The organism is Pseudomonas sp. WS 5411, assembly GCF_012985595.1.
Lineage (GTDB): Bacteria > Pseudomonadota > Gammaproteobacteria > Pseudomonadales > Pseudomonadaceae > Aquipseudomonas > Aquipseudomonas shahriarae.
Genome location: NZ_JAARMC010000014.1, coordinates 45977 through 60714 on the forward strand (window position 1 = coordinate 45977; position 14738 = coordinate 60714).

The 14738-nt window shown below is 60.3% G+C and carries 14 protein-coding genes; 2 read left to right on the forward strand and 12 right to left on the reverse strand.

Annotated elements, in window-relative coordinates; all coding sequences use genetic code 11:
* Positions 1–5: 5 nt before the first annotated feature.
* The 9 genes from mltG to HBR93_RS18675 form a co-directional block, all read right to left on the reverse strand.
* Complete coding sequence (gene mltG, locus HBR93_RS18635; RefSeq protein ID WP_057960418.1) at positions 6–1097, reverse strand: endolytic transglycosylase MltG; 1092 nt, start codon at positions 1095–1097, stop codon at positions 6–8.
* Position 1098: 1 nt separating this feature from the next.
* Complete coding sequence (gene pabC, locus HBR93_RS18640) at positions 1099–1914, reverse strand: aminodeoxychorismate lyase (RefSeq protein ID WP_169960814.1); 816 nt, start codon at positions 1912–1914, stop codon at positions 1099–1101.
* A complete protein-coding gene (gene fabF / locus HBR93_RS18645) occupies positions 1914–3158 on the reverse strand; it encodes a beta-ketoacyl-ACP synthase II (RefSeq protein WP_057960393.1) in 1245 nt (414 codons plus the stop codon). The genes pabC and fabF overlap by 1 nt, the downstream gene beginning before the upstream one ends.
* 107 nt (positions 3159–3265) lie before the next feature.
* On the reverse strand, positions 3266–3505 hold the full coding sequence (acpP, locus tag HBR93_RS18650; RefSeq protein WP_057439601.1) for an acyl carrier protein: 240 nt from the start codon (positions 3503–3505) through the stop codon (positions 3266–3268).
* 192 nt (positions 3506–3697) lie between these two features.
* Positions 3698–4441: a 3-oxoacyl-ACP reductase FabG gene (fabG, locus tag HBR93_RS18655; protein WP_057439602.1), complete on the reverse strand. Its 744-nt coding sequence runs from the start codon at positions 4439–4441 to the stop codon at positions 3698–3700.
* Positions 4442–4458: 17 nt separating this feature from the next.
* Positions 4459–5397 carry an ACP S-malonyltransferase gene (gene fabD / locus HBR93_RS18660; RefSeq protein ID WP_057960394.1) on the reverse strand — a complete coding sequence of 313 codons (939 nt, stop codon included), beginning with the start codon at positions 5395–5397 and terminating at the stop codon, positions 4459–4461.
* Between the two features lie 127 nt (positions 5398–5524).
* Complete coding sequence (gene plsX, locus HBR93_RS18665; RefSeq protein ID WP_081044296.1) at positions 5525–6535, reverse strand: phosphate acyltransferase PlsX; 1011 nt, start codon at positions 6533–6535, stop codon at positions 5525–5527.
* A gap of 4 nt (positions 6536–6539) precedes the next feature.
* Entirely contained in the window at positions 6540–6722 is a 183-nt protein-coding gene (gene rpmF, locus HBR93_RS18670; RefSeq protein WP_169960815.1) for a 50S ribosomal protein L32, read from the reverse strand.
* Between the two features lie 13 nt (positions 6723–6735).
* On the reverse strand, positions 6736–7266 hold the full coding sequence (locus HBR93_RS18675) for a YceD family protein (RefSeq protein WP_057960396.1): 531 nt from the start codon (positions 7264–7266) through the stop codon (positions 6736–6738).
* 105 nt (positions 7267–7371) lie between these two features.
* Between HBR93_RS18675 and HBR93_RS18680 the strand changes: the two genes are divergently transcribed.
* Positions 7372–7950, forward strand: coding sequence for a nucleoside triphosphate pyrophosphatase (locus HBR93_RS18680; RefSeq protein ID WP_057960397.1), 579 nt, complete (start codon positions 7372–7374; stop codon positions 7948–7950).
* 132 nt (positions 7951–8082) lie between these two features.
* Here the strand turns inward: HBR93_RS18680 and sppA are convergent, their stop codons facing one another.
* Genes sppA through rluC form a run of 3 tightly spaced genes read right to left on the reverse strand, consistent with a single transcriptional unit; the run spans position 8083 to position 10702 of the window.
* Positions 8083–9072: a signal peptide peptidase SppA gene (gene sppA / locus HBR93_RS18685; RefSeq protein ID WP_057439606.1), complete on the reverse strand. Its 990-nt coding sequence runs from the start codon at positions 9070–9072 to the stop codon at positions 8083–8085.
* A 21-nt stretch (positions 9073–9093) separates the two neighbouring features.
* On the reverse strand, positions 9094–9756 hold the full coding sequence (locus HBR93_RS18690) for an HAD-IIIA family hydrolase (protein ID WP_057439607.1): 663 nt from the start codon (positions 9754–9756) through the stop codon (positions 9094–9096).
* Complete coding sequence (rluC, locus tag HBR93_RS18695) at positions 9743–10702, reverse strand: 23S rRNA pseudouridine(955/2504/2580) synthase RluC (protein ID WP_005790558.1); 960 nt, start codon at positions 10700–10702, stop codon at positions 9743–9745. The genes HBR93_RS18690 and rluC overlap by 14 nt, the downstream gene beginning before the upstream one ends.
* A 701-nt stretch (positions 10703–11403) precedes the next feature.
* Here rluC and rne point away from each other — a divergent pair.
* Positions 11404–14634 (forward strand): ribonuclease E, encoded by a 3231-nt coding sequence (rne, locus tag HBR93_RS18700; RefSeq protein WP_169960816.1) that lies wholly within the window; start codon positions 11404–11406, stop codon positions 14632–14634.
* Positions 14635–14738 lie beyond the last annotated feature (104 nt).

Below are 14738 nucleotides of genomic sequence, written 5' to 3' on the forward strand. Positions count from 1 at the left end.
CAGAGTCATTGCGGGCTTTGCGCGGGCGCAGCGTCAGGCGCGGCAGGCTCAACGGTGGTCGGCGCGGGTGCCGGGCTGGAGCGGTAATCGGCGCGGCGCTTGAGTTGGTACTCGCGCACCGCCGCGTTATGGGCGTCCAGGCTATCGGAAAAAATATGGCTGCCATCGCCCCGGGCCACGAAATACAGGCTGCTGCCCGGCACCGGATTCAACGCGGCATGAATCGCCTCGCGGCCAACCATGGCAATCGGCGTCGGCGGCAGGCCGCTGATCATGTAGGTGTTATAGGGTGTGGCTTCTTTCAGGTGCGCGCGCGTCAACTTGCCGTTGTAGCGCTCGCCCATGCCGTAGATCACCGTGGGATCGGTTTGCAGCAGCATGCCAATCTTCAGGCGCCGCACAAACACCCCGGCAATCTGCCCACGCTCTTCAGGCACGCCGGTTTCCTTCTCGACCAGAGACGCCATGATCAGCGCCTGGTAGGGGTCGGTATAGGGCGCATCCGGGGCACGTCGCTGCCATTCCTGGGCCAGTACGTCGTCCAGGCGGTTATAGGCTTTCTTCAGGAATTCGACATCGGTCATGCCGCGCACGAAACGGTAGGTATCGGGGAAGAACCGCCCTTCGGGGAACACGTCGGGATGGCCGATTTTTTCCATCACCTCAGTGTCACTCAAGCCCGACAGAGTCTGCTCGATCTTTTCATGCTTGGCCAAGGCACTGCGTACCTGGCGGAAGTTCCAGCCCTCCACCAGGGTCAGGCTGTACTGCACCACTTCGCCACGCTGCCACAGGCCAATCAGGCCCTGGGCCGTCAGGCCTGGCGTCATGCGGTATTCGCCACTGTGCAGCGGTTGGCCGTCAAGGTTGAAGCGCCAGTAGAGACGCAGCCAAAAGGCATCCTCCAGCACACCGTCACTTTCCAGACGATTGAAAGTACCCGTAGGGGTCGCGCCAGCAGCTACATCCAGCAATTGCTCCTGGGGCAGATTCAGCGGTTGCTTCAAGGCCGAGTTCAGCTTCCAGGCGGAAAAGCCCAATAGCAAACCCGCCAGGACCAGACCGATCTCCAGCAGCAATACAATTTTACGTCTCAAATCAAACACCCAATAGCGCGCGAACAATGCCTTGCAGTTTACGGGTGAGCGGCCCGGCCGACCAGCTCATTGGCCCACATCCAAGCACCGGCCAAATGCCATATACGCTATTGCAGACAAACACTTCGTCAGCCCGCTGCAGCTGCGCAAGACTGATATCGGTCACGGTCGTGACGACCCCCAACGCCTCGGCACGGGCCAACAGCTCGGCCCGCATGACGCCAGCCACACCACAGCGGCTCAGGTCGGCGGTCAGCAACTGGCCGTTATCCACCAGGAACAGGTTGCTGAACACGCCTTCGATGACGCGCCCGGACATATCCAGCATCAATCCTTCCGCGTGATCGGCATCCTGCCACTCGGCGCGAGCCAGGACCTGTTCAAGGCGATTGAGGTGTTTGAGGCCGGCGAGCAAGGGTTGCTCGGACAAACGCGTGGCGCATGGGAACAGGCGTACACCTGATGAACCGTGGGCCGGGGGATAGGTAGCAGGCGGGCTGCCTTGCAGGATACGGCGCACGGGTGCGCCTGCGTTGATGCCATACCCCCGCAGGCTATCGCCCCGGGTCAGGATCAACTTGAGCACGCCGTCACCGAGGGCCGCCGCATAGGCCAGTAACTCGTCGCGGATCAGTGCCTGATCCGCAACGAGCGCCAGGCGCCTGCTACCCTCGTCGAGGCGTTGCAGGTGGCGGTCGAGCAGCACGGGCTGCCCGGCCTTGACCGCGAGGGTTTCAAACAAACCATCGCCGTAGGCCAGGCCGCGATCTTTGAGCGGCACTGCGTCCGCTGGCTGACCGTCGACCCAGCTGCGCATTACTCGGCGAACCGGCGGAACACCAGGGAACCGTTGGTACCGCCAAAGCCGAACGAGTTGGACAGCACCACGTCGATCGGCATTTTCTGCGCCTCGTGAGGTACGAAGTTCAGGTCGCAGCCTTCATCCGGCTCATCCAGGTTGATGGTCGGCGGTGCGACCTGGTCCTTGATCGCCAGCACACTGAAGATCGCCTCAACCGCGCCTGCCGCACCCAGCAGGTGACCGGTCATGGACTTGGTAGAACTGACCGCCAGCTTGTAGGCGTGCTCACCGAACACCGACTTGATGGCCTGCGCTTCCGCCAGATCGCCAGTGGGTGTCGAGGTGCCGTGGGCATTGATGTACTGCACTTGATCGCCATTGATCTTCGCATCGCGCAACGCATTGCTGATGCAGCGCGCAGCACCTGCGCCGTCGGCGGGTGGCGACGTCATGTGATACGCGTCGCCACTCATGCCAAAACCGATCAACTCGGCATAGATCGTTGCGCCGCGCGCTTTGGCGTGCTCCAGCTCTTCGAGGACCAGGGCACCGGCACCGTCGGACAGTACAAAGCCATCACGGCCCTTGTCCCACGGACGACTGGCGCGGGTTGGCTCGTCATTGCGCGTCGACAGCGCACGGGACGCGCCGAAGCCGCCCATGCCCAGGCCACAGGCGGCCATTTCGGCGCCACCGGCAATCATCACGTCCGCCTCGTCATAGGCGATATTGCGCGCCGCCATGCCGATGCAGTGAGTGCCCGTGGTGCACGCCGTGGAAATGGCGTAGTTAGGCCCCTGGGCACCCAGATGGATGGACAGGAAACCGGAAATCATATTGATGATCGAGCCCGGGACGAAGAACGGTGAAATTCGACGAGGGCCGGATTCGTGCAGCGTGCGGCTGGTTTCTTCGATATTGGTCAAACCGCCAATACCCGAACCCATGGCCACGCCGATGCGCTCACGGTTGGCATCGGTGACTTCCAGGCCTGCATTACGCACTGCCTGAAAACCGGCTGCCAGGCCGTATTGAATGAACAGGTCGAGTTTGCGGGATTCCTTGATCGAGAGATATTCCTCGACATTGAAGCCCTTTACCGAGCCGCCAAAACGGGTGGAATAGGCAGAAAGGTCCGTATGCTCAATCAGACCAATACCACTGTGGCCAGCCAGAATGCCCTGCCAACTGCTCGGCACATCCGTGCCCAGTGGCGACAACATACCCATACCGGTGACTACGACGCGTCTACGCGACACAGCACTCTCCTTTTTCTTGATGACGACACTTTGCATCAAACCTAAAGAAAAAACCGCACGCCGTTATAGCAGTGCGGTTTTTCCCAACAGCAAGCGACGACTACAAATTACTTGTCGTTGTGAGCAGTAACGTAGTCGATAGCAGCTTGAACAGTAGTGATTTTTTCAGCTTCTTCGTCCGGGATTTCGGTCTCGAATTCCTCTTCCAGAGCCATCACCAGCTCAACGGTGTCAAGGGAGTCGGCACCCAGGTCTTCAACGAAGGAAGAAGTGTTTTTCACTTCATCTTCTTTAACGCCCAGTTGCTCGGCAACGATTTTCTTGACGCGCTCTTCGATGGTGCTCATACCTTGTTTTCACTCCTAATGGACAAATTCAGGCAGCTGGCCAGTGGGTAAGTGTATAGAAAGGCTTTTCAGCTTTTCAACTGAAAGCTTCACCCTCGTACCCTACCGACCACCTGTCTATAAATAGATTGCAGCTTTATAACGGATTTTAGACAGCTCGTATGACATTTTTTTGAAGCGATCCGTCACAATTTAACTCATGTACATCCCGCCGTTCACCGGGATTGTAGCCCCAGTCACGTATGCCGCACCGTCAGATGCCAGGAAAGAGACCACATTGGCGATCTCTTGAGCCTGGCCCAGACGACCCAGCGGAATTTGCGTCAGCAACGCTTCACGCTGCGCTTCTGGCAGTTCGCGGGTCATATCGGTGTCGATGAACCCTGGAGCCACCGAGTTGACCGTAATCGACCGCGAGCCGACTTCACGCGCCAGGGCACGGCTGAAACCTTCCAGGCCGGCCTTGGCAGAGGCGTAGTTTACTTGGCCTGCGTTGCCCATGGCACCCACTACGGAGCCAATATTGATAATTCGCCCCCAACGCGCCTTGGTCATGCCGCGCAAAACACCCTTGGACAGGCGAAACAGACTGTTCAGGTTGGTATCGACCACGTCGTACCACTCGTCGTCTTTCATGCGCATCATCAGGTTGTCACGGGTGATACCGGCGTTGTTCACCAGAATAGCCGGCGTACCGAATTGTGCGGTGATCTCGGCAAGCACGGCAGCCACGGACTCATCGCTGGTCACGTTGAGCTCCAGGCCGGTGCCCTGCACGCCGTTTTCCTTGAGGGTCGCGGCGATACGCTCGGCGCCCGAGGCGGAGGTGGCAGTACCAATCACTACCGCGCCCTGACGGCCCAGTTCCAGGGCAATCGCCTGGCCAATGCCACGGCTTGCGCCGGTAACCAGTGCAACTTTACCTTGCAGACTCATGCAGGCTTCTCCTTAGTTCAGGCCAGTGCGGCGCGGGCGGCTGCGAAGCCATCCGGGGTATTGAGATTGGAAGTCGACACGCCTTCGGCGCAGCGCTTGTTGAGACCGGCCAGGACTTTGCCCGGGCCACACTCAACCAGTTGGGTCGCGCCCTTGGCAGCCAGGGTCTGCACGGATTCAACCCAGCGCACCGGCTTGTACAGTTGCTCCAGCAGGTCGCGCTTGAGGGTTTCCAGGTCCGGGGCCACGTCGGCGCTGACGTTTTGCACCAGCGGGATCTGCGGTGCCTGCCAGTTGATGGCGGCGACGGACTCGGCAAAACGCTCGGCCGCCGGGCGCATCAGTTCGCAGTGGGACGGTACGCTGACCGGCAGCGGCAAGGCACGCTTGGCCCCACGGGCCTTGCAGCCTTCGATGGCACGCTCAACTGCAGCCTTGGCACCGGCGATCACCACCTGGCCAGGGGAGTTGAAGTTTACCGCGCTGACCACTTCGCCCTGGGCCGCTTCGGCACAGGCTTCGATCACCACCGCGTCGTCCAGGCCCAGGATCGCGGCCATGCCGCCCTGCCCGGCCGGAACCGCCTCTTGCATCAGTTGGCCACGGCGCTCTACCAGCTTGACCGCTTCAGCGAGGGTCAGACTGCCTGCCGCAACCAGGGCGCTGTACTCGCCCAGGCTGTGACCGGCAACAAAAGCCGGGCGTGCGCCGCCTTCGGCCAGCCAAACGCGCCACAGCGCGATGGACGCCGTCAGGATGGCCGGCTGGGTTTTATCGGTTTGATTGAGCAGTTCTTCCGGACCGTCCTGGGTCAATGCCCAGAGGTCGTAGCCCAAGGCCGCGGAAGCTTCCTTGAATGTTTCCAGGATCAGCGGGTATTGCGCGCCCAGCTCGGCCAACATGCCGAGGGACTGCGAACCCTGCCCTGGAAAGACGAATGCGAGGGATGTAGACATGTAACAAGCCCCTAATGATCTGGTCGTCGGTGAATTGACGCCCCACAGCTGGGAGCGCAAGAAACTGACAGATTGGATGGTCAATTGAACTGGCCGGTCACATTTAAGCATTCCCGGCCCGATTCGCCTAAGGCAACAGATCCTCAAGACGGCCATGCAAGCGTTGCGGCAGGTTCTCCTGGATCTCGATCAGCGCGCGCGCAATAGCACTCTGAAAGCCCTGGACACCTGCAGAACCGTGGCTTTTTACCACAATACCCTGCAGACCGAGGAAGCTTGCGCCGTTATGCCGCGCCGGAGCCAGGTCCGCCTGCAAGCGCCGCATCAACGGCAACGCCAAGGCACCCACCAGCCGCGAAGCCAGATTGCGCTTGAACAACGCCTCGATCCGCGCAGCAATCATCGTAGCCAGGCCTTCGCTGGACTTAAGCAGGATATTTCCGACAAACCCGTCACAAACCACCACATCGGCCTCGCCACGATATAACCCATCGCCTTCGACAAACCCGATGTAATTCAAGCCCCGCGCCTGCTGCAACAGGCTAGCGGCCAACTTGACCTGCTGGTTGCCCTTGATGTCCTCGGTGCCGATGTTCAGCAAGGCCACCCGTGGCCGCACCACACCCAGCGCCTCGGCCGCGACCGAGCCCATCAGGGCAAAGTGCAGCAGGTGCTCGGCGCTGCAATCGACATTTGCCCCCAGGTCCAGCAACTGGCAATAGCCACCCTGCGTCGGAATCGCCGCGACCATCGCCGGCCGATCAATACCCGGCAGGGTTTTCAGCACATGCCGCGACAGCGCCATCAAGGCCCCGGTATTGCCAGCGCTGACACAGGCCTGGACCTTGCCATCGCGCAGCAACTCAAGCGCCACGCGCATTGACGAATCAGGTTTGCCACGCAGGGCCTGGGCCGGCTTTTCATCCATGCCGATGGTTTCGCTGGCCGGCATTATTGTCAGGCGCGCGCGATCCACAGCCGGATGACTGGCAATCAGTTCTTCAAGAAGGGAAGGTTGACCGACGAGGGTCAGGTGCAGCGAGGGCGTAGCAGACAGGCTGGCAATGCATGCCTGGACAATGCTGCGGGGACCGAAGTCCCCGCCCATTGCGTCAATCGCGATGACTTGAGCAGACAAGTGATTACTCGTCAGCGCCCTTGTCGATCACTTTACGGCCACGGTATACGCCTTCTGGCGATACGTGGTGACGCAGGTGAAATTCACCGGTGGTTTTTTCTACAGACAGAGTGCTTGCCGTCAGGGCATCGTGCGAACGACGCATGTCACGGGCAGAGCGGGATTTTTTGTTCTGCTGAACAGCCATAATTGATTAACTCCTAAACGTTTGGGTCACGCTTTAACTGCGCCAATACACTGAACGGGTTGGACCGCGTTACCTCGTCCTCGCTCGGTTCGGACTCGTCATCGAGCCCCGCCGGCTGCTGGCATTCTTCCGGATGATGAGCAGGCACAATGGGCAAGGCGAGCAGAAGCTCCTCCTCGATCAGTGCATGCAGATCCAAAGGATCTTCGCCCAGTTCCAGCACGTCATAACCTTTCGGCAACGACTGGGTATTCGCACCCTCTTTCACCACAGCATAACTGCATTCGCTGTGGATCGGCAGGGTGACCAGCTCAAGACAACGCTGGCAAACCATTTTGACCTCGGTGTCGATAAAGCTGTGGATTACCACAGATTTACGTTCATCTCGCTCAAAAACGAATTTAGCCTGCACCGTACCGACAGTGTCGGAAAGCGGGTCGCAGAGTCTCTCCAAATCGGCCAGCAACACTTCACCTTGGAGGGTGGTGCCACGATCAGCCAATTTGCGCGGGTCAACGTGAGGTGGAATCGGGTCATTCAACATAGGCGCAGCATTATAGGGATGCACCCGCCCATGTCAAAGGAAATTCAGCCCTGTGCGCCAGACTGTCCGCTCGCTAGAATCCGCGACTGCCTTGAGGAGAGCCACATGTTGCCTTTATTACTCGCTTCCAGCTCGGTTTATCGCCGGGAACTGTTGAACCGCCTGCATCTGCCGTTCATCTGCAGCTCTCCGGATATCGACGAAAGCCATCGCATAAATGAGTCCGCGATCGACTTGGTCAAGCGCCTGGCCGAAGAGAAAGCCCGCGCCCTGGCCGGCAGCCATCCAGGGCACCTGATCATCGGTTCGGACCAGGTGGCGACCCTGGACGGCCAGATCATCGGCAAGCCCCACACCTTTGAAAGGGCCCGCGAGCAATTGCTGGCGGCCAGCGGCAGACAGGTCAGCTTCCTGACCGGCCTGGCCCTGCTCAATAGTGACACCGGGCACTGCCAGGTGGACTGCATCCCCTTCACCGTCACAATGCGCCAACTGGCGCCGGCACAGATCGAGCGCTACCTGCGGATTGAGCAGCCCTACGATTGCGCTGGCAGCTTCAAGGCCGAGGGACTGGGAGTGAGCCTGTTTCAGAGCACCGCAGGGCCAGACGCCACCAGCCTCATCGGCCTACCGCTGATCCGCCTGGTGGATATGTTGCTGGCCGAAGGCGTGCAAATCCCCTGAGAACCCCACAAAAAACAATGTGGGAGCCGGGCTTGCCCGCAATGACGGCCTGTCAGCAACCCATTGGTTGGCTGACCCACCGCAATCGCGGGCAAGCCCGCTCCCACATTTTGAGCTATGCCAATCGCGAGATCAGCGCAAGGCCGGCCCCTGGAAGCCCATGTACAGCGCCAGCTTCTCCGCCACACTGGCCCCCAGCTTCTTGGAGAAACGGTCGAACGGCGATTCCTGGACGGTAAAGTCCACCAACTCCTTCTCGCCAATCACATCCCGCGCCACTGAACTGGCACTGCCCAGACCATCAATCAAGCCCAGCGGCAATGCCTGCTCACCCGACCAGATCAGGCCCGAGAACAACTCCGGATGTTCTTTATCCTTGAGCCGCTCACCGCGCCCCTGCTTGACGCTGGCAATGAACTGGCGATGAGTGGTGTCGAGCACGCTCTGCCAGAACTGGGTTTCGTCAGCCTTTTGCGGCTGGAACGGGTCAAGGAACGACTTGTGCTCCCCGGAGGTGTAGGTACGACGCTCAACCCCCAGCTTCTCCATTGCCCCGACAAAACCGTAGCCGGCCGCCGTCACGCCAATGGAACCCACCAGACTGGCCTTGTCGGCGTAGATCTGGTCGGCGGCGCTGGCGATGTAATAGGCACCCGAGGCGCCCAGGTCAGAGATTACCGCGTACAGCTTGGTCTCTGGATGCAAGGCACGCAGCCGGCGAATCTCGTCATAGACGTAACCCGACTGCACCGGACTGCCGCCAGGGCTATTGATGCGCAACACCACGCCCTTGACCTTGGGATCCTCGAAGGCCGTGCGCAAGCTGCTGACGATATTGTCGGCACTGGCCGACTCCTTGTCGGCAATCACCCCGCTCACCTCGATCAACGCGGTATAGCTACCACTGCGGGCGGCGCTTTTTTCCATATCGACCAAAGGACTGAACAACACCAGCATGCCAATCAGGTAGGTGAAGGTCAGGAGTTTGAAGAAGATCCCCCAGCGCCGGGCGCGGCGCTGTTCCTGGACGCCCGCCAGAAGGGTCTTTTCCAACAACTTCCAGCTTTTATCATCGCCATTGTCAGCACCGGACTTGGTCGGTGCCTTCCACTCATCGGTCATGCCATCTACCCCAGCAAAAACTTAATGGGCCTGGTTGAGCCAGGCGTGCAATTGCGAAAACCGATCAATCGTCAGTCGCGGCTCGTAAGCCTGCAAGGCTTCGGGGGACTGGGCGCCGTAGCTGACGGCGACACTGTCCATGCCGGCATTGCGCGCCATCAACAGATCGAACGAAGCATCGCCGACCATCAACGACTCACGGGCAGACACGCCGCAATGAGCCATGATCTGCTCCAGCATCAATGGATGGGGCTTGCTCGCGGTTTCATCGGCAGCGCGGGTGACGTCGAAATAGTCTTCCCAACCATTGGCCTTGAGCACCCGATCCAGGCCACGCCGGGCTTTGCCGGTGGCCACGGCCAGGTGATAGCCCTGCTCACGCAATGCCGCCAACGACTGCACCACCCCCTCAAACAAAGGCGAAGGCTCGGACTCAAGGGCAATGTAGTGATCGGCGTAATGCTCGCGAAACGCCACCAGCTCACTGTCAGCGATCTGCGGGTACAAGGTGCGAATGGCTTCGGGCAATCCCAGACCAATAATGCCCTTGACCGCCAGATCACTGCACAGCTCGAAGCCGGAACGGGTCGAGGCCACGTGCATGGACTCGACAATCCGACCAATGGAATCACACAGGGTGCCATCCCAGTCAAAAATCAGCAGTTTGTAGTCAGGGCGCGACACTCAGGCGCTCCACGGTCTTGGCCCACATCTCATCCACAGGGGCCTGCAATTTCAATTCGCCACCATCGGGCAACGGCACCGTCAGCATGTAGGCATGCAGGAACAGGCGTTTGCCGCCAAGGTCACGAATCTCCTTGGAGAAACCCTCGTCGCCGTACTTGGTATCGCCCGCAATACAGTGACCCGCATGCAGGGTATGCACACGAATCTGGTGGGTACGCCCGGTCACCGGCTTGGCCTCGACCATGGTTGCGAAGTCACCGAAGCGCCGCAGCACCTTGAACAGGGTCAGCGCCTCCTTGCCCTCCTCGTCTACCTCGACCATGCGCTCGCCGGAGCGCAGGTTGCTCTTCTGCAACGGTGCCCGCACGCTCTTGATCGAAGATGCCCAGTTGCCACGCACCAGGGCCATATAGCGCTTGTCCACGCCATCGCCGCGCAGGGCGGTATGCAGGTGACGCAACATGCTGCGCTTCTTGGCAATCATCAACAGGCCGGAGGTGTCGCGGTCCAGGCGATGGACCAGTTCCAGCTCCTTGGCATCCGGACGCAACTGACGAAAGGCTTCGATCACCCCGAAATTCAGGCCGCTACCGCCGTGCACCGCAATGCCGCACGGCTTGTTGATCACGATCAGCTTGTTGTCTTCGAAGACAATCGACGCTTCAAGGCGCTGCAACAGGCCCTGGGCCAGCGGCACAGGCTCGTCACGCTCAGGCACGCGAACCGGCGGCACCCGGACGATATCGCCCGCCTGCAGCTTGTACTCAGGCTTGATCCGGCCCTTGTTCACGCGCACTTCGCCTTTACGCAAAATGCGATAAATCAAGGTCTTGGGCACGCCCTTGAGCCTGGCCAGAAGAAAATTGTCGATGCGTTGGCCGGCATATTCCGGCGAGACCTCAAGCAGCTGGACGCTGGGGGTCGGGGGGGTGGTAGTCGTCATGTCGGGAATGATAACAATTTTTTATGGAATTGAAGCACTTAATCATTGCTGCTATAGTCGCGAACGCCGCCAAAAGCGGCCTGGACAGAGGACTCGCGGCAAACTGCCGCCCCTGACCATCGCAATTCATCAGGACGCGAGGCCGTCCTACGGGGCTCTTGCCACACTGGAAGGCTCAAGATTGTAACAAGCGCAGGTGACATGAGGCCTGAAGCGAGTGCAAGAAACAGAGTGATTACTCGTCTCTTGCGCCGATATTTACGGCCAGTTCACAAAGTGCAGTCAGTCTTGTACCAGACCACGGCGAATGCTTCGGAAACAACGCCTGTTATTAGCCATGAGCGTGAACTCCCCATTGGAGAACACGGTAAATGCCAACCCGCTGCGGATTCTGCGCGCGGCAGCACCCGAATTATCAGGGATACGTGTAGGGTGGAGATGCACAACCGTCGGACTGTGTAGCACTAGGCTTATATTTAGACGCTTCATCTCGTCCACAGTCGCCGGTTGATTCCTCCTCCTGACTGAGTGCTTATTAAGTCACCACAGCAAGCAGGACGCGTAAGTCGCGATACCAGCCCAATTGGCCGGTATTGCTGGACACTGGAGTGGCCAACCACTCTTGACGCACCTGACACCGACCGTGAGAAGTCGTGTGTGCCGAACGCCGTTTCCGGCAGCCCGGAAACCGACGGTACAACATGAAAAGAATGCTGATTAACGCAACTCAACCCGAAGAGTTGCGTGTTGCACTGGTAGATGGCCAACGCCTCTACGACCTGGACATCGAGTCCGGTGCACGCGAGCAGAAGAAGGCCAACATCTATAAAGGCCGGATTACTCGCATCGAGCCAAGCCTTGAGGCTGCCTTTGTCGATTTTGGCTCTGAGCGCCATGGCTTCCTGCCCCTCAAAGAAATCTCCCGCGAATACTTCAAGAAAGCCCCTGAAGGCCGCGTGAACATCAAGGACGTCCTGAGCGAAGGCCAGGAAGTCATCGTCCAGGTCGAAAAAGAAGAACGTGGCAACAAGGGCGCCGCCCTGACCACTTTCATCAGCCTGGCTGGCCGTTACCTGGTCCTGATGCCGAACAACCCGCGTGCCGGCGGCATCTCCCGTCGCATCGAAGGCGAAGAGCGCAACGAACTGCGTGAAGCGCTGAACGGCTTGATCGCTCCGGCCGACATGGGCCTGATCGTGCGCACTGCCGGCCTTGGCCGCAGCAGCGAAGAAATGCAGTGGGACCTCGATTACCTGCTGCAACTGTGGACCGCTATTAAAGAAGCGTCCCTGGACCGCTCCGCGCCATTCCTGATCTATCAGGAAAGCAACGTGATCATCCGCGCCATCCGCGACTACCTGCGCCAGGACATCGGCGAAGTGCTGATCGACAGCGTTGAAGCCCAGGACGAAGCCCTGACCTTCATCCGCCAGGTGATGCCGCAGTACGCCAGCAAGATCAAGCTGTACGAAGACAGCGTACCGCTGTTCAACCGCTTCCAGATCGAAAGCCAGATCGAAACCGCCTTCCAGCGCGTGGTCGAACTGCCGTCCGGCGGCTCCATCGTGATCGATCCGACCGAAGCCCTGGTGTCCATCGACATCAACTCGGCGCGCGCCACCAAAGGCAGCGACATCGAAGAAACCGCGTTGCAGACCAACCTGGAAGCAGCCGAAGAAATCGCTCGCCAACTGCGCCTGCGTGATATCGGCGGCCTGATCGTGATCGACTTCATCGACATGACCCCGGCCAAGAACCAGCGCGCCGTGGAAGAAAAAGTCCGCGAATGCCTGGAAGCCGACCGTGCCCGCGTACAGGTTGGCCGTATCTCGCGCTTCGGCCTGCTGGAAATGTCCCGTCAGCGCCTGCGTCCATCCCTGGGCGAAAGCAGCGGCATCGTCTGCCCGCGTTGCAACGGCACCGGCATCATCCGTGACGTTGAATCGCTGTCCCTGGCGATCCTGCGCCTGATCGAAGAAGAAGCCCTGAAAGACCGCACCGCCGAAGTCCGCGCACAAGTGCCGATCCCGGTTGCAGCTTTCCTGCTCAACGAAAAACGCAACTCGATCACCAAGATCGAACTGCGCACCCGTGCCCGTATCGTGATCCTGCCGAACGATCACCTCGAGACGCCGCACTTCGAAGTCCAGCGCCTGCGTGATGACAGCCCGGAAGCCCACAGCGGCCAGTCCAGCTACGAAATCGCCGCTGCCGCTGCCGAAGTCGAAGAAGTCCAGCCAGCCGCCGCAACCCGCACCCTGGTGCGCCAGGAAGCCGCGGTCAAGACCGCACCGGCCCGTGCCAACGCACCGGTACCGACTGAAGTCGCCGCCCCGGTGGCCGCGCCTGCCGTCCTGCCGGAGCCAAGCCTGTTCAAGGGCCTGGTGAAGTCGCTGGTCAGCCTGTTCGCCACCAAGGAAGAGCCTGTTGCTCCAGCCGTGGTCGAGAAGCCAGCCGCTGAACGCCCTGCCCGCAACGAAGAGCGTCGCAACGGTCGCCAGCAGAGCCGTAACCGCAACGGTCGCCGTGACGAAGAGCGCAAGCCTCGCGAAGAACGTGCACCGCGTGAAGAGCGCGCACCCCGTGAAGAGCGCCAGCCGCGCGAAGCCCGTGAAGAAACCCCGGCCGTAGCCCGTGAAGAACGTGCTCCGCGCGAAGAGCGTGCACCACGTGAAGAACGCGCACCGCGTGCCCCTCGCGCCCCGCGTGAAGATCGCAAGCCACGTGGCGAGCGTGAAGAACGTGTACGTGAACTGCGTGAACCTTTGGACGCAGCCCCAGCTGTTGCCGCCGTAGCAACTGATGTCGCGACCGAAGAACGCCCGGCCCGCCAGCCCCGTGAAGAACGCGCTCCACGCCCACCGCGTGAAGAGCGTCAACCACGCGCCGAGCAGGCTGCCGCAGCCAGCGAAGAAGAACTGCTGAACAACGACGAACAGCCACAGGAAGATGGCCAGGACAACGCCGAAGGCGATCGTCCACGCCGCCGCTCCCGTGGCCAGCGTCGCCGCAGCAACCGCCGTGAGCGTCAGCGTGACGCCAACGGCAATGTGATCGAAGGCTCGGAAGAGACCGGCGAAGCCACTGAAGAAAGCGCCAACAACGAACCCACCAGCACCGAACTGGCTGCTGGCCTGGCCGTTACCGCTGCAGTTGCCAGCTCGGTCATCAGTGCACCTGCCGAAGCCGAAGCCAACCAGCAGGCCGAACGTGCCACCGCTGCCGTGCAGGAAACTGCCGCAGTTGAAGCACCGGTTGTCGAAGCCACCACCGTGGTCGAAGCACCTGCCGCTGTAGAAGTGGAAGTTGCACCGGTCCGCGAAGCCCAGCCTGAAGCCGAAGTAGTGGCTGCACCTGCAATCGTGGTTGAGCCCCAGCCTGTGGTCGAAGCTGTTGTCGACGCGCCAGCCGCTGAAGCAACCCCAGAAGTGCGTGAAGTTCGCGAAGAACAGACCGCCTTCCAGTGGACTGCCGAGCCGGCCGTCGTCGCCGAAGCACCTGCCCCGGCACCGGTAGAAGAAGCTCCAGCACCGGTTGCTGAAGTGGTTATCGCCGAACCAGCGGTGGTTGCAGAACCGGTTGTGGTTGCCGAGCCTGCTCCGGTGGTTGTGGAAACCCCAGTGGTTGCCGAAGTGGTCGCCCCAGTGGTTGAAGCCCCTGTCAGCGCCCTGACCGAAAACGGCCGTGCGCCTAACGACCCGCGTGAAGTGCGTCGTCGCAAGCGTGAAGCCGAGCGTCTGCAGAAAGAAGCCGAAGCAGCAGCGGCGGCGGCCCCGGCCGTCGTCGAAGCGGTTGCGCCAGCTCCGGCCATCGAAGCAGAAGTTGAGCACACTGCCCCAACCATCGACGAGAACCTGCGTTCCGTTGAAGAAGTGGTAGAGCACAACCCAAAAGCCCTGGAAGAAGAGCACGAGCCTAAACCCCTCGCTTAATTCCAACGGCAATTAAAAAGCCCCGCCTGAGCAATCAGGCGGGGCTTTTTTATGCGACATGTGGGAGCTGGCTTGCCTGCGATGATCGTTAACGATGACGGATA